This is a genomic window from Streptomyces longispororuber (assembly GCF_014656095.1).
Classification (GTDB): domain Bacteria; phylum Actinomycetota; class Actinomycetes; order Streptomycetales; family Streptomycetaceae; genus Streptomyces; species Streptomyces longispororuber.
Window position 1 is genome coordinate 16,520 of sequence record NZ_BNBT01000072.1, and the last position, 22,578, is coordinate 39,097.

Consider the following 22,578-nt stretch of genomic DNA (forward strand, 5'->3'; position numbering starts at 1 on the left):
GGAAATGGGGAGGCGCCCCGGCGGGCCCCGCGCGTACCGTCCCGAACATGACCGAGATCCACGTGCGCGACCTGCGCACCGCCGACCCGGCGGACGCCGCCGCGTACGCCGCGGTGCGGCGCGCGTCCGTGCCGGCCATGCCGGCCACCGCCGAATCCGTGGCGTACACCTGCGTGCACGCCCACCCCGACGCCCGCTACCGCGCTCTGGTCGCGGAGGCGGACGGCGAGGTGGTCGGCACCGCGCAGGTGGGCCTCGCCCACGACAGCCCGGAGCCGGGCCAGGGCTACCTGAACGTGTACGTGCACCCGGAGCGCACCGGCCTCGGCGCGGGCTCGCTCCTGGTGCGCACGGCCGAGGAGTTCCTGACGCACGAGGGCGCGACGGCCCTGTACACCTGGGTCCTCGACACGCCCCGCAACCGCGCCTTCGCCGCGCGCCGCGGCTACCGCGCGAGCCGTACCGCCCAGTTCCTCCGCCTGGACCTGGCGCGGGCCGCGCTGCCGCCGCTCGCCGACCCGCCGCCCGGCGTCGAACTGCGGACGGCGGCCGACTTCCGCGACGACCCGCGCCCGCTGTTCGCCCTGGACGCGGAGACCGCCGCGGACGAACCGAGCGACGTACCCGCCGAGTTCGACGACTACGCGTACTGGCTCACCGAGACCTGGCGCCACCCGCTGTTGAACCACGAGCTGACCACGGTCGCCGTGGTGGACGGCGAGCCGGCCGCGTTCACCCTGGCCCACACCGACGGCGATGGCCGCTACGCCTCCGGCATGACGGGCACGGCCCGCGCGCACCGCGGCCGCGGCCTGGCCAAGCTGGCGAAGAACGCGTCGCTGCACCGGGCGCGGGAGGCCGGCTGCACGGAGGCGTTCACGGGCAACGACACCGAGAACGGTCCGATGGTCGCCATCAACCGGTGGTTCGGCTACGAGGTGTTCGACACGGAGGTCCGCCATGTCCGCGCCGTCGGCTGACGTCGAGATCCACCTGCGCAAGGCGGGCCGTACGAAGATCCGCTACCCGGCGGCGCTGCTCGCGGACGACGGCACCCTGGTCACGGTCCGGGCGCCCTGGGCGGGCGCGGGCGTCCGCGACTTCGGCTTCGTGCGGTTCGAGCCGGGCGACACCTTCGTCGAGCACTACCGGCGGGACCGCTGGTACGCGGTCAAGGAGGTGTACGCCGCGGACGGCGCCCTGAAGGGCTGGTACTGCGACGTCACCCGGCCCGCCGTGCGCACCGGGTCCGTCGTGACGGTGGAGGACCTGGACCTCGACCTGTGGTGCTCGGCGGACGGCGGCACGATCCTGCGCCTGGACGAGGACGAGTTCGCGGCGAGCGGCCTCGCCGCGACGGACCCGGCCGCCGCGGAAGCGGCCCTGCGGGCGCTGTCCGACCTGGAACGCCTGGCCGGAGAGGGACTGCTGCCCCGGAGCCGAGCGAGCTAAAGGCTATTTCTGTTTGCCTAAAGGGTTTAGGCATGCGCATAATCGGTTCTGGCGTTCGGCGTACACGTCCGGCGTCAGAAAGGACCGGTGCCGCATGGTGCGCGCAGGACTCACCCCGGAGCGGCTGGCCCGCGCGGGGGCGGAGCTGGCCGACGAGGTCGGCTTCGAGCAGGTGACCGTATCGGCGCTCGCCCGGCGGTTCGACGTCAAGGTCGCGAGCCTGTACTCGCACCTGCGGAACTCCCAGGAGCTCAAGACCCGGATCGCCCTGCTCGCCCTGGAGGAGCTCGCCGACCGGGCCGCCGACGCGGTGGCCGGGCGGTCCGGCAGGGACGCCCTGACCGCCTTCGCGGACGTCTACCGCGACTACGCCCGCGAGCACCCCGGCCGCTACGCCGCGGCGCGGCAGCCGCTCGACCCCGAGACGGCGGCCGCGAGCGCGGGCGTCCGGCACGCCCAGATGATGCGGGCCGTCCTGCGCGGCTACGACCTGGCCGAGCCGGACCAGACCCACGCCGTCCGGCTGCTCGGCAGCGTCTTCCACGGCTACGTGAGCCTGGAGCTGAGCGGCGCGTTCAGCCACAGCGCACCGGACCCCCGGGAGAGCTGGTCGCGGATCCTCGACGCGCTCGACACCACCCTGCGCACCTGGCCCGCGCCCGCGTCCTAGCCGCGGGTCCGCCTCCTGAGACCACCGCCCGCGCCCCGCGACACTCCCGGCCCGCGCCCCGGAACACTCCCGGCCCGCACCGCCTCCTTCCCCGCCCCCCGAGGGCGGGCCCACCACTTCACAGGCAGACACCATGCACACCGAGCACCACCACCGCCCCTGGATCACCACGCCCCTCACCGCGGACCTGCTGCGCGGCGCCCTCGACGTGGAGCGCACCGCGCACGGCCTGCTGCCGCACCGGCTGCCCGCACGGGCCCGCGCCCAGTGCGCCGACCCGCAGCTCGCCATGGCCGAGTCCCAGCCGTCCGGCGTGCGGCTGGCCTTCCGCAGCCGCGCCACCGCCGTCGAGCTGGACACCCTGCCCACCAAGCGGGACTACGTGGGCGCGCCGCCGCGCCCCGACGGCCTGTACGACCTGGTCGTCGACGGCCGCCCGGCCGGTCAGGCCAGTGTGGCCGGGGGCAACACCCTCACCATCGACATGACCGCCGGGACCACCGAGACCCGGCCCGGGCCCGTGGGCACGGCGCGCTTCACCGGGCTGCCCGACCGCGCCAAGGACATCGAGATCTGGCTGCCGCACAACGAGACCACCGAGCTGGTCGCCCTGCGCACCGACGCGCCCGTCGAGCCGCTGCCCGACCGGGGCCGCCGGGTCTGGCTGCACCACGGCAGTTCGATCAGCCACGGCTCCGACGCCGCGAGCCCCAGCACCACCTGGCCCGCGCTCGCGGCGGCGCGCGGCGGCGTGGACCTGGTCAACCTGGGGCTGAGCGGCAGCGCCCTGCTCGACCCGTTCACCGCCCGGGCGCTGCGGGACACCCCGGCCGACCTGATCAGCGTGAAGATCGGCATCAACCTCGTCAACGCCGACCTGATGCGGCTGCGCGCCTTCGGCCCCGCCGTGCACGGCTTCCTGGACACCGTCCGCGAGGGCCACCCCACGGCGCCGCTCCTGGTGGTGTCGCCGATCCTGTGCCCGGTCCACGAGGACACGCCGGGGCCCAGCGCCCCGGACTTCAGCACCCTCGGCGAGGAGCGGCTGCGGTTCCGGGCCATGGGCGACCCGGCGGAGCGCGCCGCCGGGAAGCTGACGCTGAACGTCATCCGCGAGGAGCTGGAGCGGATCGTGCGGCAGCGCGCGGCCGACGACCCGCACCTGCACCACCTCGACGGCCGCGCCCTGTACGGCGAGGCCGAAGCCGCGCGCATGCCCCTGCCCGACGACCTCCACCCGGACGCCGCCGCCCACCGTCACATGGGCGAGCGCTTCGCCGAACTGGTCTTCGCCACGGGCCCGTTCGCCGCTCCCGGGGCCTGATGCGGGGGCCGGTCACCGGCGCCCCGCGACCAGCTCCACCTCGTACCCGAGCCCGTCCTCCAGGTACGCCGCGCAGTGCGCCGGGCCCCCGGCGTACGGGTAGCGCTCCGCGAACAGCGGTGTCCACCCGTGCCCGGGGGCGAGCCGGACGAGCCGGTCGAGGGCGGCGCGGTCCGGCACGTGGAAGGCCAGGTGGTTCACGCCGGGCGCGCACCGGTCGTGGCGCCCGGGGCGCAGGGCGGCGGACTGCTCCAGGACGACGTACGCCTCGCCCCGCCGCCAGCTCCGGCCCCGCTCCCAGACCTGCTCGCGCGTGTAGCCCAGCTCCTCCAGGAGCCAGCCCCAGGAGGCCTCGGCGGACGCCAGGTCGGGCACCCACAGCTCGACGTGGTGCAGGGCGCCCGCCCGCCCGAGCCCCAGCGGCACCGTCCGGTCGGGCGCCCCGGGGTCGTGGGCCACCGTGTCCTCGTCGTGCTGCCAGTGCACGGCGAAGTGGTCGCCCGCCCGCAGGCGTTCGAGCCCCGCGCGGCAGTAGGCGACCATGTCGTCGGGCAGGTCGTCGAGCGGGTGCCAGGACAGCCCCGCGCACTTGTGGGGCTCGGCGTTGACGGGCTCCCCGCCCGCGCCGTACCGGGCCTCGAAGAACCACCCGGTACGGGGCGCGCCGCCCGGCCCCCGGTGCTGCAGGACGAGCACGGCACGCAGCTCGGCGGGGTCCAGGCGGAGCCCGAGCTCCTCCCGCGCCTCCCGGACCATGGCGGCCCGCACGTCCTCCCCGTCCTCGACGTGCCCCGAGGGGAGGTGCAACAGCCCGTCCCCGTACCCCGTCCCGGCCCGCCGGGCGAGCAGCACCTCCTCCCCGCGCCGCAGCACGAGGTGCACATCGACGACTTCGACGTGCCGGGAGGGGGCGCCCGCGCGGCGGGCCGTACCGAGCAGGGCGTAGCGCTCGTCGGCCACCGGGCCGCCCCACAGCCGCGGGTCGCCGGACAGGCGCTCGGTGTGCGTGTGCGCGACGAGCGGGGCGAGGGCCTCGGTCAGCCGGGCCGCGGGGATGCCCACCGGGCTGGTCCGCCCCCAGACGCCCTCGACCAGGACGAGGCGTCCGCCGGGCCGGAGCAGTGAACACCAGTGCCGCAGGGCCGCGTCGGGATCGGGAAGCAGCCACAGCACGTGCCGCGCCATGACCGCGTCGTACCGCCGCTCCCCCACCGGCGGGCGGGCGGCGTCGCCGACGAGGACCAGCGCGTCGTGTCCGGCGAGCTTCGCACGGGCCCGCTCCGCCATGGCCGGGGACAGGTCGACCGCGGTCACCCGGTGGCCGCGCTCGGCGGCGAGCAGGGCCAGGCTGCCGGTGCCGCAGCCCAGGTCCAGGACGTCACCGGGCCCGTCCGGCAGCCAGTCCGCGAGGCGCTCGGCCCACGCGGCCCGGACCTCGGGGTCCCGCAGCCCGTGATCGGGCGCGTCGTCGAAGGCGGCGGCCTCCGCATCCCAGTCGACCTGCTCGACCCGGTCGGCCCGGTCGGCCTCATACCCCCGGTCGGCCCGCTCGGCCTGCTCGGCCTCGTGGCCCCGGTCGACCCGGTCGGCCTGCTCGGCCCGGTCGGCCTCGTGGCCCCGGTCGACCTCATCGGCCCGGTCGACGGTCGTCCGGCCTCGCCCGCCACCCGCCGTCACGTCAGAAGTCATGCGTCGGCCCCCTCTTCCCCACGCTCTCCCCCACGTCCTTCCCCACGCTCTCCCCCACGTCGTCTGTCCCCGTCGATCGTGACACCCCCCACTGACAACCGGCCCCCGAAGAGAAACGTGCCGGTGCGGGCCCGTGTCGGGGAGGGGTTCGGTGGGTACGGCATGACAGACCCGGTAGGCAGGGAGGCCTCATGCGCCGAGTGACCGTGCACAAGACCGTTGCGAAGTCCGTGGCCCGTCGTGTGCGGGAGGAGCGGCAGGCCGTCGAGCGGCTGCCCCGGGAGCGGACGGAGGTGCGCGGGGACGTCCGGCGCGTGTGGTGGCCGGACGAGTGACCGTCCCGGGCCGGGCCCGGGGTCCGGGGGTCAGGCCGTGAGGTGTTTGCGGTAGTGGAAGCGGTCGTAGACGCCCTCGACGCGCCGCTCCACGAACGCGTAGCCGAAGCGCGGGTAGATCTTCTGGTTCTCCCACATCAGCGCGTTGGTGTAGAGGCGGATCTCGGGCAGGCCGAGCGCCCGCGCGTGGTCCTCGACGAACTCCAGGAGGAGGCGGCCGAGTCCGGTGCCCTTGGTGTCGGGGCGCACGGCGATGTTGTCCAGGTAGAGGTGGTCCTCGTAGGCGTGGACGACCACCAGGCCGACGACCTCGCCCGCCGCGTCCTCGGCCACGTGCACCCGCCCCGCCGCCACGTTCCCCGCGTGGTCCGACTCCATCGGGGCGGGCACGCGGCCGATGCGCTCGATGTAGTGGTGGTACGCGGCGTCGGTGACCGCCTTCACGGCGGGCACGTCGGCGGCGGTGGCGGGGCGGACGCGGGCACGGGCGCCGCCGCGGGGCGCGCCGTCTGCGGTGGTCTCGTCGGTCATGCGCGTACCGTACGGGGGGACCCGGGCCGGCCGCCGTGACCGGGGCCACCGGTCCGGCCCCGGCGGGGCCGAGGTCGAGACCCGCTCGAACGCCCGTGGCTGAGCCCGCGGTTAGCGGTCCCTTAAGCCGACCATAAAGATCACCGCCCCCCGCCTCCGGCGGGCGCGTCGCGGGATCTCCGGAGCTAGCTTGCTGATCACCGGGAGGGCGGCGCACCACCGTGTGGCGCCCCGGCCCCCGGCGTCCCATGCCGTCGCTCCAGGAGAGTCCCCCCATGTCTGCTCGCCGCAAGGTCGCCACCGTCACCGCCGTGGGTGTCGCGCCGCTCGCCCTGTCCGTCCTGCCCGTCCTGTCCGCGGCTCCCGCCGCCGCGCACGGATCGATGACGGACCCGGTGAGCCGGGTGGCCGCATGCTTCCAGGAGGGGCCCGAGGCGCCCAGGTCGGCGGCGTGCAAGGCGGTCGTCCGCGCGGGCGGCACGCAGGCGCTGTACGACTGGAACGGCGTCAACATCGCCAACGCCGCGGGCCGGTCGAAGGAGATCATCCCGAACGGCAAGCTGTGCAGCGCGGGGAACGACAAGTACAAGGGGCTCGACCTGCCCCGCACCGACTGGCCCGCGTCCCGCCTGAGCGCCGGGAAGCACACCTTCCGCTACCGGGCCACCGCCCCGCACCGGGGCTCCTTCGAGCTGTACCTCACCAAGAAGTCGTACGACCCGGCCAAGCCCCTGAAGTGGTCGGACCTGGAGAAGCGGCCCTTCGCGAAGGTCACCGACCCGAAGCTGGTGAACGGCTCGTACGTGTTCAGCGGGAAGGTTCCCGCCAGGTCCGGGCGCCACCTCGTGTACTCGATCTGGCAGCGGTCGGACTCCCCCGAGGCGTTCTACACCTGCTCGGACGTGGTGTTCGGGAGCGCCACCGGCAAGGGTGCCGGGGGCGCCGCGCCGTCCGCGCCGTCCGCGCCGTCCGAGAAGGACATCGCCGCCGGCTCGGGCAAGTCCTCCGTGGAGCACGGCGGGCACGGTGACGCCGACGCGAAGACCGGGCCCGCGGTCACCGAGGCCGCTCCGGCCGGGGGCGGCAGCGCCTCCGGCAACCACCCCGAGGTCAAGGGCGGCACCGCCGCGAAGCCCCTCGCGGCCACCGGCGACGACCTCGCCGAGACCGGCGGCGACAGCACCACGCCGTACCTCGCGGTCGGCGGCGCGGCGGCACTGGCCCTCGGCTCGGGTGTGATGTTCGTGGCGGCCCGCCGCCGCGCCGCGCACCGCTCCTAGGCCCGGCGGGCCGCCGGGGCCGGGGCGTGCACCTCGGCTGCCCGGTGGCGGGCCGCCCGGCCTCACCCCTCCTTGACCGTCAGGCCGACCGTCTCCGCCAGCGCCGGGGCCAGCTCCACCAGTTGGAGCCCGCTGATCACCGCCCCGCGCAGCGACGCGAGGCCGGACGTGATGCCCAGGGCGGCGGCTCCGCTCAGGTCCGCGCCGTCCACGGTGACGTTGTCGAAGCGGACGCGCTCCAGGGTCGTACCGGGGAAGGCGACGCCCTTCAGGGCCGCGCCCGCGAAGTCGACGTCCCGCAGCAGGCAGTCCACGAACGTGACGTCCCGCAGCCCGGTCGCGCGCAGGTTCACCGAGTCGAACTTGCAGTGGTGGAACACCACCCGGCGCAGCCGCGCGCCGTGCAGTTCGACACCGGCGAGCAGCCCCGCGCCCGCCTCGGCGTCCGTCCACTCGGTCTCGGCGAGGTCGGTGCCCACCCAGCGGGTCTGCTGCGCCCAGACGTCGGTGAACCGGGCCCGGCGGTAGCGGCCGCCCTCGAAGGCCACGGAGGAGAAGGCGCACTCGAGGAACGCGGTGCGGCCGGCGTCCGCGTCGGTGACGTCGCACCCGTCGAAGTGCACGCACTCGTGGTCGCCGTCGCGTCCGAGCTCTCCCGTGAACGCCTCCAGGCGGTGGGCGTACGGAAGGTCGGCGAACTCCCGGGGGGCGGCGCGGTGCGGGGTCGTGGCCATGGCTGGTCCTTTTCCGGAGAACTGGAGGGCGGGGAAGGAGAGATATCAGTGTCGGGCCGGGCTGCCGGGCGCGCCCTACGCCGCCAGCGCCCCCGGCACGATCGCGCCCGGGCCGAACTTGCGCCGGGCCCGGTCGGCCACCTCCTCGATGCGGCGGGCCTTCTCGTCCACCGGGTCGAAGGTGAGCTGGTAGGAGGCCTGTTCGGCGGGGCCGAGGCCCTCGGCGCGCAGGGCGACCGCCCGGACCCGGGCGCGCTGGAGGCCGAGCCCCTCGTACAGGCCGTACGCCGCCTTGGTGAGCGCCGCGGAGTGGGCCGTCGGCTCCTTCAGGGTGCGGCTGCGGGTGGTCGCGGAGCGGTCGGCGTAGCGGACGGTGAGGGTGAGGGTGCGGCAGACCTTCTCCAGGGCCCGCAGCCGGGTGCCGAGCTCCTCGGCGGCCGAGAGCAGGGCGCGGCGGTGCCGCCCCGGGTCCAGTTCGTCGTACGGGAAGGGGCGTTCGGTGGCCAGGGAGCGGGAGACCGCGTTCGGCACCACCCGGCCGCGGTCGACGCCGTTCGCCTTCTCGCGCAGCTCGCGCCCCGCCTTCGCGCCGACCAGGCGCTGCAGCGTGGACAGGGGCGCGGCGGCGACCCGGTCGAGGGTGTCGAGGCCGTACTCGCACAGGGTGCGGGCGGTGGCGGTGCCGACGCCGGGCAGCGCGGCGACGGGCTTGCCGGCGAGGAACTCCGCCACCGCGTCCGGGTCCCCGGGCACCGCGCGCGTCACCCCGGGCCGGGCCTCGCGCAGCGCCATGCGGGCCAGCATCGGGCCGGGCCCGGCGCCGATCACGCAGTCGACGCCATGGTGCGCGAGGGCGCGTACGCGGATCACCGACGCGAGGTCGACGGCGCCGCGCCCGAAGTACCGCTCGGCGCCCCGCAGGTCGGCGAGCGCCCCGTCCGGCGGCAGGGCCTCGACGACCGGGGTGAACTCCTCCAGGAGCCCGAGCAGGTCCGGCAGGGCCGCCTCGTACATCGGGGGCAACTGGAAACGTACGCAGAGGATGGTCATCCCGCACTCCCAGGACTCTGGTGCCACAACTTCCGGCCCGTGGGCGCCTGTTCACCGGGTGGCTTCAGGTCGGCCCACGGGTGCATCTCGTATCCGGTCCCCATCCGGATGCGGCGCGGGTGCGGCCCGGGCGCGGAGTCGCCGCCCCGCCCGGCCGCCCCGGCCGCCTCCCCTTCCCCGCTCGCCCCGGCAGCCCCGGCAGCCCCGTTCGCCGCGGCCGCAGGGCCACCCTCGGCGAGGCGCGGCGCCACCGCGTCCAGGCCGCCCTCGCGGCGCAGCTCCGCCAGGTCCGCGAGGTTCCACACCGCCGAGCCGACGACGCTGAAGCTGCGCGGGCCGCGCCGCTGCACCACGCCGCGGACGAGCAGCAGCCAGGAGTGGAAGACGGTGTGCGCGCAGGCCTCGTGGGCGTCGTCGAAGAAGGCCAGGTCGACCAGGCCGGTGCCGTCGTCGAGGGTGGTGAAGATGACGCGCCGGCCGGAGCGGAGCGGCGGGGTCTGGGTGGCGGCCTTGGCGCCCGCGACCAGGACGGTGTCGCCGTGGCGCGCGGCCCGCAGCCGGCGCGCGGAGGTGACGCCGAGCTCGTCGAGGAAGGCGCGGTGGTCGTCCATCAGGTTCCGCGAGGCGTCCATGGAGAGCACGCCGAGCTCGGCGCTCAGCCGCTCCGCGTCGTCGAGGTCGGGCAGGCCCGCGGCCGCGGTGTCGCGCCCGCCGGGCAGCGGGAGCTGGGGGCCGCGCCCGCCACGGCCGCCGCGGTGCAGCTCCGTCAGGTGCAGTTGCAGGTCACGGCGGTTGGCGCCGAACGCGTCGAGCGCGCCGACCTGGGCGAGGCGGGTGGCGAGCGGGCGGCTCGGCCGGGCCCGCTCCCAGAAGTCCAGCAGCGAGGAGTACGGCTGTCCGGCCGCGATGCGCTCCGCCTCCGCCTCGCTGATGTTGTGCACGTCGGACAGCGCGAGCCGCACGCCCCACCTCCCCGATTCGGACTCCAGTTCGATGCGATGGGCGACCGCGGACCGGTTCACGTCCAGCGGCAGGACGGGGACCCCGTGCCGGCGGGCGTCCGCGAGCAGCAGCCGCTTGGGGTACATGCCCGGGTCGTGCGTGAGCAGGCCCGCGTAGAAGGCCGCCGGGTGGTGGGCCTTCAGCCACGCCGACTGGTAGGTCGGCACGGCGAACGCCACGGCGTGCGCCTTGCAGAAGCCGTACGACCCGAAGGCCTCGACGATCTCCCAGGTCCGCCGGATCGTCGCGGCGTCGTACCCCTTGGCGGCCGCGGCCTGCGCGAACCAGACGCGGATGCGGCCCTGCGACTCGGGGTCGGACAGGCCGCGCCGCACCCGGTCCGCCTCGTCGAGCCCGCAGCCGGTCATGACGTGCACGATGTGGATGACCTGCTCGTGGAAGACGACGACCCCGTACGTCTCCTTCAGCGCGGCCTCCAGGTCCGGGTGCGGGTAGCGGGCGGGCGCGCGGCCGTGCCGGGCCTCGATGAACGGCTGCACCATGTCGGCGGCGACGGGCCCCGGGCGGAACAGCGAGATGTCCACCACCAGGTCGTGGAAGGTCGAGGGCTGGAGCCGCCCCACCAGGTCGCGCTGGCCCGGGGACTCGATCTGGAAGCAGCCGAGGGTCTCCGCGGAGCGGATGAGCCGGTACGTCGCCTCGTCGCCCTCCGGCACCTGGCGCGGGTCGTCCAGGTCGACCCGCTCCCCCGTGGCCCGCTCCACCTCGGCGACCGCGTGCGCCATCGCCGACTGCATGCGGACGCCCAGGACGTCGAGCTTGAGCAGGCCGAGGTCCTCGACGTCCTCCTTGTCGAACTGGGACATGGGCAGGCCCTCGCCGCTGGTGGGCACGACGGGGGTGCGCTTGAGGAGCGAGGCGTCCGAGAGCAGCACCCCGCACGGGTGCATGGCGACGCCGCGCGGCAGCGCGTCGAGCCCCTCGACGAGCTCCCACAGCCGCTCGTGCCCCTCCGTCTCCCGCGCCACGGCCCTCAGCTCGGGCAGCTCCGCCATCGCCGCGCGGGCGTCGCGGGCGCGGATGTGCGGGAACGCCTTGGCGATCCGGTCGACGGCGGCGGGGTCCATGGACAGGGCGGCGCCCACGTCCCGGATCGCGTGCCGGACCCGGTACGTCTCGGGCATCGCGACCGTCGCCACCCGCTCCCGGCCGAACCGGCCGATGATCGCGCGGTAGACGTCCAGGCGGCGCGCGGACTCCACGTCGACGTCGATGTCCGGCAGGACCCGCCGCCGCGTGGACAGGAACCGCTCCATGAGCAGCCCGTGCTCGAGCGGGTCGGCGTGCGCGATGCCGATCAGGTGGTTGACCAGGGACCCGGCGCCGGAGCCGCGCGCCGCGACGCGCACGCCCATCGTCCGTACGTCGTCGACGACCTGGGCGACGGTGAGGAAGTACGAGGCGTAGCCGTGGTGGGCGATGATGTCCAGCTCGCGGTGCACCCGCTCCCAGTACACGCGGGCGTCCGCCCTCCTGTCGTAGCCGCGCAGGACCATGCCCGCGGCGGCCCGCGAGGCGAGGACGCGCTGCGCGGTGCGGTGCCCGGCGCCGACGAGGCCCGGCTCGGGGAAGCGCACGGAGCCGATGCCGATGTCGTCCTGGGGGTCGACGAGGCACTCCGCGGCGGCCGCCCGCGTCTGTTCGAGCAGCCGGTACGCGGTGTCGCGGCGGAACCCGGCGGCCTCGACGACCCGCTCGGCGACGCCCAGCATGGCCGCCTCGCCCTTCAGCCAGCGCTCGCCGCCGTCGTGCTCCCCGCGCGGGTCGATGGGCACCAGGCGGCGCGCGGCGTCCAGGACGTCGGCGAGCGGGCCCTGGCCCGGGTCGGCGTAGCGGACGGCGTTGCTCAGGACGGGGCGCAGCCGCTGCTCGGCGGCGAAGCCGACGGTGCGGGCGGCCAGGCGCAGCGAGCCGGGCCCGGTGCCCGCGCGGCCGTGGCACACCGCTTCGAGCCGCAGCGCGTCGCCGTACCGTTCGCGCCAGGGGGCGAGGAGCCGGGCGGCGCGGTCGGGGCGCCCGGCGGCGAGCGCGCGGCCGACGTCGGAGGCGGGGCCGAGCAGCACGGTCAGGCCGTCGCCGTGGTTCTCCTGCCAGGGCAGCACGGGCGGGCCCTCCGGGGCCTGGTGCGCGCCGCCGACGAGGCGGCACAGGTCGGCCCAGGCGGCGGCGCCGTCGCGGGCGAGGAAGGTCACGCGCGGGGTCGACTCGTCGAGGAAGGCGCCGCCGCGCACCGGGGCGCGGCGGCGGGCCCCGCGCTCGCTCGGCGGCTGCGGCGGGTCCACCGCGAGCTCGGTCCCGAACAACGGCCGCACCCCCGCCTTCTCGCAGGCCTTGGCGAAGCGGACCGCGCCCGCGAGGGTGTCGCGGTCGGTGAGCGCGAGCGCGTCCATGCCCCGCTCGGCGGCGCGCTCGGCGAGCCGCTCCGGGTGCGAGGCCCCGTACCGGACGGAGAACCCGGAGGCGGTACGCAGATGCGTGAACCCGGGCACACGCACCTCCTGAACCTTCCGCTTCCCGTCCCCCACCTCCACCATAAACCACGTTCGAATTCTTGTTCGACCACGCGGGGGCCGCGCGTGGCGGGTCCTCCGTGTGCCCGGGCGCGGCGCGTCCTCCGTGTGCCCGCGCGCGGCGCGCGGACGCGGTACGAAAGGCCCGGCCGTCCGGCCCGTCAGCCATTCGGCCCCGCCCCGCCTGCGGGCCCACCCGGCGCCTCGGAGCGTGGGGGCATGACCTTCGCCGACGAGTTGAAGAGCGCCGTCACCCCGCGAGCAGCCCTGCTCGTCCTGGGTGTCCTGGTCCTCCAGTTGCTGTTCATCGCCTCCTACGTGGGCGCGCTGCACCACCCGAAGCCGACGGACGTGGCCTTCGGGGTCGTCGCCCCCGAGGAGGCGGCCGAGCGGACCAAGGACGAGCTGGCGCGGCTCCCGGGCAAGCCGCTGGACCCGCGCGTGGTCGAGGACGAGGCCGAGGCCCGCCGCCAGATCATGGACCGGGAGATCGACGGGGCCCTGGTCGTGGACCCCCGGGGGACGACCGACACCCTGCTGGTCGCCTCCGGCGGCGGCAAGGCGCTCGCCAACGCCCTGGAGACGATCGCCACGAAGGCCGAGGGCGGGGGCGAGAGCGGCCCGAAGCGGACGGTGAGGACGGTCGACGTGGCCCCGGCCTCGCCGCAGGACTTCAACGGCCTGTCGTCCTTCTACCTGGTCGTCGGCTGGTGCGTCGGCGGCTACCTGTGCGCGTCGATCATGTCGATCAGCGCGGGCGCCAAGGCCGCGACGCCGCAGCGCGCGGCGATCCGGCTCGGCTCCATGGCCCTGCTGGCGATCGCGGGCGGCCTCGGCGGCGCGGTCATCGTCGGTCCGGTCCTGGACGCCCTGCCCGGCTCGATCATGGGCCTGTGGGGGCTCGGCGCCCTGCTCACCTTCGCGGTGGGCGCGGTCACCCTGGCCCTGGAGGAGCTCACCGGCATCGTCGGCATCGGCCTGGCGGTCCTGCTCATCGTGGTGGCGGGCAACCCGAGCGCGGGCGGCGCCTTCCCACTGCCGATGCTGCCGCCGTTCTGGGAGGCGATCGGCCCGGCCCTGCCGCCCGGCGCCGGCACCTGGGTGGCCCGCTCGATCGCGTACTTCGAGGGCAACGCGGTCACGGGCCCGCTCCTGGTCCTCTCGGCCTGGGCGGTGGCCGGAGCGGCGGTGACGCTCCTGGCGCCGAAGCTGCGGCGACGGACCGGCCACCGCCGGGTGGCACGCCCGTCCGGCGCCTGAGGACGAGCCACGGAGCGGCGACGGGGGCCCCGTTGTCAGACCCGCCTGCCACCCTGAGCGCATGATCCGCACGCTCGCCGTAGAGAACTACCGCTCGCTCCACAAGCTGGTCGTCCCCCTGGACCGGCTCAACGTCGTCACAGGAGCGAACGGAACCGGAAAGTCCAGCCTGTACCGGGCCCTGCGGCTGCTCGCGGACTCGGCCCAGGGAGGCGCCGTGGCCGCGCTGGCCCGTGAGGGCGGGCTCCCCTCGGCCCTGTGGGCGGGCGACAGGAAGGCGGAGGCCACCGCTTTGCGGCTGGGATTCGCGGGGGACGAGTTCGGCTACGCCGTGGACTTCGGCCTCCCGCAGTCGGGCGGGGCGCAGCCGGGCGGCGCCCCGTCGCTGTTCGCCCTCGACCCGGAGATCAAGCGGGAGTGCACCTGGGCGGGCCCGGTACTGCGCCCGGCCGCGCTGCTCTGCGACCGCGCGGGCCCGGCCGTGCGCACCCGCACGGCCGACGGCGGCTGGCACCGCTCCCAGGGCATCAGGCCGTACGACAGCGTGCTGAGCGAGTACGCCGACCCGCGGCTCGCGCCCGACCTGCTGCGACTGCGCGAGCTGATCCGCTCCTGGCGGTTCTACGACCACGTCCGCACGGACGCCGGCGCCCCGGCCCGCGCGGCCCGCCCGGGCACCCGCACCCCGGTGCTCGCCCACGACGGCGCCGACCTCGCCGCCGCGCTCCAGACCATCCGCGAGACCGGTGACGACGAGGCCCTGGACGCGGCCGTGGCCGCCGCGTTCCCGGGCAGCCGGGTGCGGATCGCCGACCACGGCGGGCGGTTCGAGATCCAGTTGCACCAGCGCGGCCTGCGCCGCCCGCTCGGCCCGGCGGAGCTGTCCGACGGCACCCTGCGCTACCTGCTGTGGACCGCCGCGCTCCTGACGCCGCGGCCGCCCGCGCTGCTCGTCCTGAACGAGCCGGAGGCCAGCCTCCACCCCGACCTGCTGCGCCCTCTGGCGGAGCTGGTCCTGACCGCCGCCGAGCACACCCAGATCGTCCTGGTCACCCACGCGCGGGAGCTCGCGGACGCGATCGCCGGGGAGGCGCGCCGGCGCCGCACGGACGTGAACTCCGTCGAGCTGCTCAAGGAGTCGGGCCGGACCCACGTCGCGGGCCGCCAAGGCCTCCTGGACGAGCCGCTCTGGTACTGGCCGAAGCGCTGACGGGGCCGCGCGCCGGGGCACCTCCCTCCGGTACGCGGCCGGGGCGTCCGGGCGCCTCGCGAGCGGCGCGGCCCGGGCGTCCGGGCGTCGGCGAGCGGCCCGGTCCGGTCCGGTCCGGTCCGGTCCGAGAGCGTCCAGGCGTCTCGCGAGCGGCGCGGCCGGGTCCGACGAGCTCCCGTCGGCCATTCCCGGTGCGCCCCGGGAGCGCGGCGCACGGCGCACACCCCCCATATGCGGCCACGGGCCCCGCATTCCGGCGTTCGGGAGCATTCCGCCCCCTCCGCCCTTTCCCGCCGGTCGCAGGGGATCTCCCGCGCCCCACCCCGCCGCTGCGGCACACTACTTCACGCCACTACACACCGTTCTCAACCAACGACTGAAAGTCAGCGCCCGATGTGCTTTCGGTTGGCCCCTGAGCAAGACTCGATGTCAGATCCGTTCGTTATGTGAGACGTCAAGCAAGGGAGTGTTCGTAATGCGGTACATCACTGGTGGGATCGCGCTGGGCGCCGCCCTCGCGCTCGGCGGCCTGAGCACCACGGCCGCGGCCGGCCCCGCGCCGGAGCCCGCCGGGGCACGCGGCTACGCGCCCTCCGAGCTGGTGCTCACCATCGGCTACGGCGAGAAGGCCGAGACCGCCTCCGTCCAGCGCGCGGTGACGCTCGGCTGTTCCTCGGGCGGCGTCGGCAGCCACCCGGACGCGGAGGCGGCCTGCGCGCAACTGCGCGCGGTCGGCGGCGCGTTCGACAAGGTGACGAAGAAGCCGTCCGACCGCCCCTGCACCAAGGAGTGGAACCCGATCGTCGTCACCGCCGAGGGCGTCTGGGAGGGCCGCCGGGTGGCGTACGAGCACACCTTCGCCAACCCGTGCGCCCTCAACCTGGGCAAGGGCAAGGTCTTCGCCTTCTGACCCCAGCCACCCAGGCACCCCGCACTCCAGTGCCCCCGCCCACCGCGGGGGCACACCCATGCACAGAACCCGGCGTACAGCCGGCTTCACGAGACGACTGCGGCCACCGCACGGTGGCTGGACGTGAAGACGGGCCCCGGAAACCTCGCGGTTTCCGGGGCCCTTCCCCGCGGTCCGGGCGAGCCCAGGTGAGCGGGCGTCAGCCGATCTGCGCCCCGTAGGCCTCCAGGGCCTCCGGCACCGGCTGGAAGAACGTCTCGCCGCCGGAGGTGCAGTCGCCGCTGCCGCCGGAGGTCAGGCCGAGCGCTGTGTCGCCCGCGAAGAGCGCGCCGCCGCTGTCGCCGGGCTCGGCGCAGACGTCGGTCTGGATGAGGCCGTTGACGACGTCGCCGTTGCCGTAGTTCACGGTGGCGTTCAGGCCGGTGACCTTGCCGTCGTGGAGCTGCGTGGTGGAACCGCTGCGCCGCACCTGCTGCCCGACCGTGGCCTCGCCCGCCTTGGTGATCTTCTGTGTGCTGCCGTTGTAGAGGTTGACCTCGCTCGGGTGGGCGGTGTCGCCGGAGTACTTGACGATGCCGTAGTCGTTGCCGGGGAAGCTGGAGCCCGCGTTCTCGCCGATCGCCGGGCCGCCCTGCTTGTCGGACCAACTGGTGACGGACTCCGTGCAGTGGCCCGCGGTCAGGAAGTGCGGGGCGCCGTCCTTGACCACGTTGAAGCCGAGGGAGCAGCGGCTGCCGCCGCCGAAGATGGCGTCGCCGCCCGCGACGAAGGGCTTGAACTCCCCCTTGGTGCGCTGGAGTTCGACCGTGCCGCCGAGCTTCCCCACGACCTCGGTCAGCCGCTTCAGCTCGGCGCCCCGCACCGTGCGGTCCGCGGTCACGACGACCTTGTTGGAGGCCGGGTCCGTGGCCCAGGCCGTGCCCGGGATCGACGCCTTGTCGCTCAGCGTGGCGCGGGCGCTCCTCAGCTCGGCCAGGGAGTTCTCGACGAGTCTGGCCCTGGCCCCCGCCGACTCGGCGGTCCTCACCGCGGACTTGTCCAGCACGTTCACGACGAGCTGGCGGGCCTTCGCGTCGTAGTACGTGCCCGCGGCGTCCGCGCCCAGCTCCTTGCCGAGCGACGAGGCGAGCTTTCCGGCCTGGGCGACCGACAGCCGGTCCGGCGTGGGGTCGGGGGTGTCGTCGCTGGCGTTCGCAGTCTGGAAGGTGACGGCCGCGCCGATCAGGGCGACGGCGCCCGCGCCCGCGAGGGCGGCACGCCGCCTGGGTATGCGTCGGTGCTTCAAGTCGTGTCCTCCTGTGGGGGGTCGGTCCGCTCCGGTGTGGGGACCTCGGCGGCCGGAAAGAGCGGGCACAGGACAACGCGGCGCTGGTGGGGCCGCGTCCGTGCCTCCAGGACGCGGACCACTCTTCCCCGGCCCCCACGTCGTACACAAGGTCGACTTCAGGACGGGCGAACGCCGAGGGCGGCGCCCCGCGGCCGCGTTGACCGTGCGTGGTCACGCCTAGTCGTCCCGGCGCCGGTCCCCGGTGCAAACACCGCGTGCGAGGGCGTGGTGGGCAGCGGGTGAGGACTAGTCCTGTCCGGATTCCTCTGCTTGTCCTAGGCCCCGGAGGGGGCGTCCTGCTCGGCGGCACCGGCCGTTGAACGCTCAACTCCGCTTGCGGGGGACGCCTGGGTGCCGCTGCCCGGCGGCTGCTCGACGCCCTCGCCCGACGCCTGCCCGACGCCGCTGTCCGACGCCTGCGCCCGCTCCGCCCCGCCGCCCTGCGCGCCCTGCGCGCCCGACGGCGGCGGTCCCCCCTGGGCGCGCTCCAGGAAGCGCAGGAGTTCCACCGGGAAGGGCAGGACGAGGGTGGAGTTCTTCTCGGCGGCGACGGCGACCACGGTCTGCAGGAGGCGCAGTTGGAGGGCGGCGGGCTGCTCGGACATCTCCCGGGCGGCCTGGGAGAGCTTCTTGGAGGCTTGGAGCTCGGCGTCGGCGTTGATGACGCGGGCGCGGCGCTCACGGTCGGCCTCGGCCTGGCGGGCCATGGAGCGCTTCATGGTCTCGGGCAGCGACACGTCCTTGATCTCGACGCGGTCGATCTGCACGCCCCAGCCGACGGCCGGGCTGTCGATCATCAGCTCCAGGCCCTGGTTGAGCTTCTCCCGGTTGGACAGCAGGTCGTCCAGGTCGCTCTTGCCGATGATGGAGCGCAGCGAGGTCTGGGCCATCTGCGAGACGGCGAAGCGGTAGTCCTCGACCTGGACGACCGCGCTGGCCGCGTCCACGACCTTGAAGTACACCACCGCGTCCACCCGCACCGTGACGTTGTCGCGCGTGATGCCCTCCTGCGCGGGCACCGGCATCGTCACGATCTGCATGTTCACCTTGCGCAGCCGGTCCACGAACGGCACGACCAGCGTGAACCCCGGCTCGCGCACCCTGCTCTGCAGCCGTCCGAGGCGCAGCACCACCCCGCGCTCGTACTGCTTGACGACACGCGCCGCGGACAGCACGTACAGCGCTCCCGCGGACGCGACGGCCGCACCGGCCGCCACCAGTTCCTCGACCACGGCGACCCCCTGGGGCTCCCTGGGGCGGGCAGGGCTTGCAGTACGAAGGTAACCCCGCGCCCGGCCCCGGGGCGAGCCCCCGCCGGGCGGCGGAGGGCCCCCGCCCGGGAGCCGGACGGGGGCCCGTGTGCCGTGGCCGGCGCGCGACGGCGTGCCCGTACGCGCGGCCGTCAGCGGACGCGGATCAGTACACGCTGACGTTGTACGCGCGCAGCGCCTCGGTGACCGGCTGGAAGAAGGTCGTACCGCCGGAGGAGCAGTTGCCGCTGCCGCCGGAGGTCAGGCCGAGGGCGGTGGAGCCGGCGTACAGCGGGCCGCCGCTGTCACCGGGCTCGGCGCACACGGTGGTGCGGATCATGCCGTACACGACGTCGCCGCCGCCGTAGTTCACCGTGGCGTTCAGGCCGGTGACGCGGCCGGAGTGGGTGCCGGTGGTGGAGCCGCGGCGGGTCACGTTCTGCCCGACGGTCGGGTCGGCGGCGCGGGTGATGTCCTGGCTGCCCACGGTGCCGGCCTTGTCGATCGAGGTGTTCGTGTAGCGCACGATGCCGTAGTCGTTCGTGGGGAAGCTGGAGCCGTGCGTGGTGCCGAGCACGGTCGTCTTCGCCGAGTTGGCCCACCACGTGCCCGCGCCGTCGGTGCAGTGGCCGGCGGTGAGGAAGTAGTAGGTGCTGCCGTTGCGCACGTTGAAGCCGAGCGAGCAGCGCCAGCTACTGGCGTAGGTGGCGTCGCCGCCCGAGATGTACTTCTTGAACGTGCCCGGGGTGCGCTCGATCCTCAGGGCGCCCGCGTTGTCGCCCGCCGCCTCGCGCAGCTCGGCGATCTCGGCCCTCGAGACCGTGCTGTCGACGGTGACCACGACCTTCTTGGTCTTCGGGTCGATGTTCCAGGCGGTGCCCGCCACGTCCGCCTCCAGGACGGCGTCACTGGCCGCCGTGAGCTCGGACGCGCTGTACGTACGGGCCTCCTCGGCGCCGGCGGTCGGCGCCGCGAGGGCGGCGGCGGCCACGAGGCCGGTCGCCACGGCGAGGGCGCGGGAGTGTCTGGTTATGGAGCTGCGGGGGGTGGTGCGCTTGATCCTCACGACTGGTTCCTCCCGAGGGAAGTCAGGGGGCCCCTGTGGGGTCGGGGCCCGTGAGGCGCAGCCAACGGGCACGGCGCATTCCGGTACGTCGTGCCCCTGACAAGCGCTGCACGGGAGTATTCGGGCAGGTGTCGTGGCGCACAAGGTGACGTTTCCGGCCGCCCTGGCCGGAAGAAGTCGTGTGCCGGGCGGCTCCGGCGGGACGTGCTCCCGCCGTCGGCCGCCGGGGCCGGAGGCCCGGGTGCCCCGGCCCCGGAGCCGCCGGCCGGGCGGATCAGCGGCGCAGGAGGTTCCGCTCCCCCGCGGCGATCTCGGCGGTGAGGGTGTTGCCGGGCGGCGGGAAGGGGCAGATGAAGTGGTCGGCGAACGCGCACGGCGGCAGCAGGGCGCGGTTGAAGTCGACCGTGACGCGGCCGTCGGGGCCGGGCGCGGCGGGCCGCAGGAAGCGGAAGCGGTAGCTGGAGGTGCCGCTGGTGGCGTCCGCGAACACGGCCCACAGGGAGCCGTCGCCCTCGACGCTCACCTGGAGCGCCTGCTCGTGCCCGCCGAGGCGGAAGACGAGTTCCCCGCCGAGCCCGAGCCCGCGCTCCACGCCGTCCGCGTTGGAGACCCGTACGGTGCGGTCCTCGGCGTACGGGGTGAAGCGGCCCTCGACCGCGAAGCGCGGGTCGTACGGCGTGGCGTCGATGCCGGTGAAGGCGCGCCGCGCCGGGGCGTCCGGGTCGAAGTCCCGTACGGCCCAGAGCCCTTCGCGGACCAGGACGACCAGGCGGCGGTCGCCGAGCGCGAGGCGGGACCCCGGCACCGGGCCGGTGTCGGCGGTGAGCCGGGCCTCGCCGGCGAGGGGCCGCCCGTCGAGGGTGAGGCCGTCCTCGGCGGCGGCGGTCAGGACGACCCCGTCGCCGCCCGGGGACGCGGCCCAGTGTCCGGGCAGGCCGGGCAGGGCGCCGTCGGGGTGGTCGGCGAGCCAGTGCGTACCGGTGAGGGACAGCGGCCCGTACGGCGCGGAGACGGACTCGACGCGCCGCTCGTGCCACTGCTTCCAGTCGCGCCGTGTGTCTTCGATGGTGCTCACGCGGATCATCCCTTCGCCACGGGCTCGGGCAGCCCCAGATGTGAGCGCAGCGTCGCGCCCCGGTATTCCGTACGGAAGGCGCCGCGCTCCTGGAGCAGCGGCACCACCCGTTCGACGAACTCGTCCAGGCCGCCGGGGGTCAGGTGCGGTACGAGGACGAAGCCGTCGGCGGCGCCGCCCAGGACGGACTCGTCGAGCTGTTCGGCGACGGCGGCGGGCGTGCCGATGAAGGACTGCCGGGCGGTCGTCTCGATGACGGTCTCGCGCAGGGACAGGCCCTTGGCGCGGGACAGGGCGCGCCACTGCTCGGCGACGGCCGACGGATCGCCGACCCTCGCCCGGCCCCGGACCGGCGCCGCGTGCGGGTCCGGGTCGATGTCGGGCAGCGGTCCTTCGGGGTCGTACGCGGAGAGGTCGACGCCCCACACCTGTTCCGCGGCGAGCAGGGCCTTTCGCGGCGAGACCTGTTGGCGGCGGATCTCGGTGGCGCGCTCCTGGGCCTCGGCGGCGGTGTCGCCGAGGACGACGGTGACCCGGGGCATGATCCTCAGGTCGCCGGGTTCGCGCCCGTAGGCCGCGAGGCGGCCCTTGACGTCCGCGGATAAGGCGCGGCCCGCCTCCGGGGTGCCGTACCGCGCGCAGACCACGTCGGCGGCGGACGCGGCGAACTCGCGCCCCTCGGCGGAGTCCCCGGCCTGGATGACGACGGGGTGGCCCTGCGGCGGCCGGGCCACGCCGAACTCCCCGGCGATGTCGAAGTGCGGCCCGCGGTGCGCGAACGGCCGGGGCCCGTCCGGGCCCCAGGAGTCCCACAGCTCGCGGGCGGCGGCGACGAACTCGGCGGCGCGGGTGTGGCGCTCGGCGCGGTCGAGGAAGCCGCCGCGCCGGAAGTTCTCCCCGGTGAACGCGTCGGAGGAGGTGGCGACGCTCCAGGCGGCGCGCCCGCCGCTGAGGTGGTCGAGGGAGGCGAGCCTGCGGGCGAGGTCGTAGGGCTCGTTGACGGTCGCGCTGACGGTGGCGGCCAGGCCGATCCGGTCGGTGACGGCGGCGAGCGCGTTCAGCACGGTGAGGGGCTCGGGGCGTCCGACGACGTCCAGGTCGTGGATGCGGCCCTTGTGCTCGCGCAGCCGCAGGCCCTCGGTGAGGAGGAAGAAGTCGAAGAGCCCGCGCTCGGCGGTGCGGGCCAGGTGCGCGAAGGAGGAGAACGCGATCTGCGAGCCCGCGCGGCCGCCGGCCCAGACGGCGGTGTCGTCGACGCCCGGGACGTGGACGGCGAGGTGGATCTGCTTGCGGGGGCGGGCTTCGGCGGGGCGGGGGCGGCCCTCGGCGGTACGAGTACGTCCCTCGGCGGTACGGGGGCGGCCTTCGGCGGTACCGGGGCGGCCTTCCGCGGTGCCGGTGCGGGCGCGGGTGCGGCCCCCTGCGGTACGGGTACGGCTTCCGGTGCTGGGCAGGCGGCCCTCGGCGGTGCGCGGGCCGGGCGTGCGGCGCGTCATGATGCCTCCCCGGCGCGCACGGCGTAGCGGTTGGCGGGGCGGGCCAGGCCCAGGTGGTCCCGGAGCGTGGCGCCCGGGTAGAAGGTGCGGAACAGGCCGCGGTGCTGGAGCAGCGCGACCGTGCCGTTGACCAGGCGCTCCAGGTCCCGCGCGGGTTCGACGGGGGTGAGGTGGAAGCCGTCGGCGGCGCCTGCCGCGTGCCAGGCCGTGACGAGGTCGGCCAGGTCGACGGGGCCGCCCCGGTAGAGCGGCCCGTCGGCGGTGGGCAGCGGGCCGCCGCCGTGCCCCGGCTGCGCCGCGTGCTCGCCGCCGCCGAGGTCGAAGACGAGCGCGGCGAACACCCGCAGCTCCGCGGGGTTCCGGCCGAGCGCGGCCGCGCGCCTGCG

At 75.3% G+C, this 22,578-nt stretch carries 19 protein-coding genes and 1 pseudogene; 9 read left to right on the forward strand and 11 right to left on the reverse strand.

Features of this window, described 5'->3' with window-relative positions; all coding sequences use genetic code 11:
- Nucleotides 1-47 precede the first annotated feature (47 nt).
- The 4 genes from IE330_RS21825 (at nt 48) to IE330_RS21840 (ending at nt 3,446) form a co-directional block, all read left to right on the forward strand.
- The gene (locus IE330_RS21825) at nt 48-980 is read left to right on the forward strand and encodes a GNAT family N-acetyltransferase (RefSeq protein WP_190137782.1); all 933 of its coding nucleotides are present in this window, start codon (nt 48-50) and stop codon (nt 978-980) included.
- Nucleotides 961-1,452, forward strand: coding sequence for a ribonuclease FAU-1 family protein (locus tag IE330_RS21830; protein WP_190137783.1), 492 nt, complete (start codon nt 961-963; stop codon nt 1,450-1,452). Before IE330_RS21825 ends, IE330_RS21830 begins: the two co-directional genes overlap by 20 nt.
- Before the next feature lie 94 nt (nt 1,453-1,546).
- Nucleotides 1,547-2,122: a TetR/AcrR family transcriptional regulator gene (locus IE330_RS21835; RefSeq protein WP_190137784.1), complete on the forward strand. Its 576-nt coding sequence runs from the start codon at nt 1,547-1,549 to the stop codon at nt 2,120-2,122.
- Nucleotides 2,123-2,255: 133 nt separating this feature from the next.
- Nucleotides 2,256-3,446 (forward strand): GDSL-type esterase/lipase family protein, encoded by a 1,191-nt coding sequence (locus tag IE330_RS21840; RefSeq protein ID WP_190137785.1) that lies wholly within the window; start codon nt 2,256-2,258, stop codon nt 3,444-3,446.
- 12 nt (nt 3,447-3,458) lie between these two features.
- Here IE330_RS21840 and IE330_RS21845 read toward each other — a convergent pair whose 3' ends face one another.
- Nucleotides 3,459-5,135: a trifunctional class I SAM-dependent methyltransferase/NUDIX hydrolase/VOC family protein gene (locus IE330_RS21845; RefSeq protein ID WP_190137786.1), complete on the reverse strand. Its 1,677-nt coding sequence runs from the start codon at nt 5,133-5,135 to the stop codon at nt 3,459-3,461.
- A 191-nt stretch (nt 5,136-5,326) separates the two neighbouring features.
- On the opposite strand from IE330_RS21845, the gene IE330_RS21850 reads away from it, so the two are divergent.
- Nucleotides 5,327-5,470 carry a hypothetical protein gene (locus tag IE330_RS21850; RefSeq protein ID WP_190137787.1) on the forward strand — a complete coding sequence of 48 codons (144 nt, stop codon included), beginning with the start codon at nt 5,327-5,329 and terminating at the stop codon, nt 5,468-5,470.
- A gap of 30 nt (nt 5,471-5,500) precedes the next feature.
- On the opposite strand, the gene IE330_RS21855 is transcribed toward IE330_RS21850, so the two are convergent.
- Nucleotides 5,501-6,001 carry a GNAT family N-acetyltransferase gene (locus IE330_RS21855; protein ID WP_190137788.1) on the reverse strand — a complete coding sequence of 167 codons (501 nt, stop codon included), beginning with the start codon at nt 5,999-6,001 and terminating at the stop codon, nt 5,501-5,503.
- A gap of 275 nt (nt 6,002-6,276) precedes the next feature.
- Here IE330_RS21855 and IE330_RS21860 point away from each other — a divergent pair, with 275 nt between their 5' ends.
- The gene (locus IE330_RS21860) at nt 6,277-7,281 is read left to right on the forward strand and encodes a lytic polysaccharide monooxygenase auxiliary activity family 9 protein (protein WP_190137789.1); all 1,005 of its coding nucleotides are present in this window, start codon (nt 6,277-6,279) and stop codon (nt 7,279-7,281) included.
- Nucleotides 7,282-7,343: 62 nt separating this feature from the next.
- Here the strand turns inward: IE330_RS21860 and IE330_RS21865 are convergent, their stop codons facing one another.
- The 3 genes from IE330_RS21865 to IE330_RS21875 form a co-directional block, all read right to left on the reverse strand.
- The gene (locus tag IE330_RS21865; protein WP_190137790.1) at nt 7,344-8,015 is read right to left on the reverse strand and encodes a pentapeptide repeat-containing protein; all 672 of its coding nucleotides are present in this window, start codon (nt 8,013-8,015) and stop codon (nt 7,344-7,346) included.
- Nucleotides 8,016-8,090: 75 nt separating this feature from the next.
- On the reverse strand, nt 8,091-9,065 hold the full coding sequence (locus IE330_RS21870; RefSeq protein ID WP_190137791.1) for a DNA polymerase Y family protein: 975 nt from the start codon (nt 9,063-9,065) through the stop codon (nt 8,091-8,093).
- The gene (locus IE330_RS21875; protein WP_190137792.1) at nt 9,062-12,577 is read right to left on the reverse strand and encodes a DNA polymerase III subunit alpha; all 3,516 of its coding nucleotides are present in this window, start codon (nt 12,575-12,577) and stop codon (nt 9,062-9,064) included. Before IE330_RS21875 ends, IE330_RS21870 begins: the two co-directional genes overlap by 4 nt.
- 240 nt (nt 12,578-12,817) lie before the next feature.
- Here IE330_RS21875 and IE330_RS21880 point away from each other — a divergent pair, with 240 nt between their 5' ends.
- The 3 genes from IE330_RS21880 to IE330_RS21890 all read left to right on the forward strand — a co-directional run bounded on the left by IE330_RS21880 (nt 12,818) and on the right by IE330_RS21890 (nt 15,978).
- Nucleotides 12,818-13,858: an ABC-2 transporter permease gene (locus IE330_RS21880; RefSeq protein WP_190137793.1), complete on the forward strand. Its 1,041-nt coding sequence runs from the start codon at nt 12,818-12,820 to the stop codon at nt 13,856-13,858.
- A 61-nt stretch (nt 13,859-13,919) separates the two neighbouring features.
- Nucleotides 13,920-15,068, forward strand: a complete 1,149-nt coding sequence (locus tag IE330_RS21885; protein ID WP_190137794.1) for an AAA family ATPase — start codon at nt 13,920-13,922, stop codon at nt 15,066-15,068.
- A gap of 475 nt (nt 15,069-15,543) precedes the next feature.
- Nucleotides 15,544-15,978, forward strand: a complete 435-nt coding sequence (locus tag IE330_RS21890; RefSeq protein ID WP_190137795.1) for a subtilase-type protease inhibitor — start codon at nt 15,544-15,546, stop codon at nt 15,976-15,978.
- 199 nt (nt 15,979-16,177) lie between these two features.
- Here IE330_RS21890 and IE330_RS21895 read toward each other — a convergent pair whose 3' ends face one another.
- The 6 genes and pseudogenes from IE330_RS21895 to IE330_RS21920 form a co-directional block, all read right to left on the reverse strand.
- Nucleotides 16,178-17,263 (reverse strand): S1 family peptidase, encoded by a 1,086-nt coding sequence (locus IE330_RS21895; RefSeq protein ID WP_190137796.1) that lies wholly within the window; start codon nt 17,261-17,263, stop codon nt 16,178-16,180.
- 317 nt (nt 17,264-17,580) lie between these two features.
- Entirely contained in the window at nt 17,581-18,537 is a 957-nt protein-coding gene (locus IE330_RS21900; RefSeq protein ID WP_229925822.1) for a slipin family protein, read from the reverse strand.
- Nucleotides 18,538-18,721: 184 nt separating this feature from the next.
- Complete coding sequence (locus tag IE330_RS21905) at nt 18,722-19,621, reverse strand: S1 family peptidase (RefSeq protein ID WP_190137797.1); 900 nt, start codon at nt 19,619-19,621, stop codon at nt 18,722-18,724.
- Nucleotides 19,622-19,895: 274 nt separating this feature from the next.
- Nucleotides 19,896-20,705, reverse strand: coding sequence for a DUF1684 domain-containing protein (locus tag IE330_RS21910; RefSeq protein ID WP_190137798.1), 810 nt, complete (start codon nt 20,703-20,705; stop codon nt 19,896-19,898).
- Complete coding sequence (locus IE330_RS21915; protein WP_229925823.1) at nt 20,702-22,192, reverse strand: NtaA/DmoA family FMN-dependent monooxygenase; 1,491 nt, start codon at nt 22,190-22,192, stop codon at nt 20,702-20,704. The genes IE330_RS21910 and IE330_RS21915 overlap by 4 nt, the downstream gene beginning before the upstream one ends.
- Nucleotides 22,189-22,578, reverse strand: a pseudogene (locus IE330_RS21920) (LLM class flavin-dependent oxidoreductase); the annotation flags it as partial. The gene IE330_RS21915 and the pseudogene IE330_RS21920, both read right to left, overlap by 4 nt.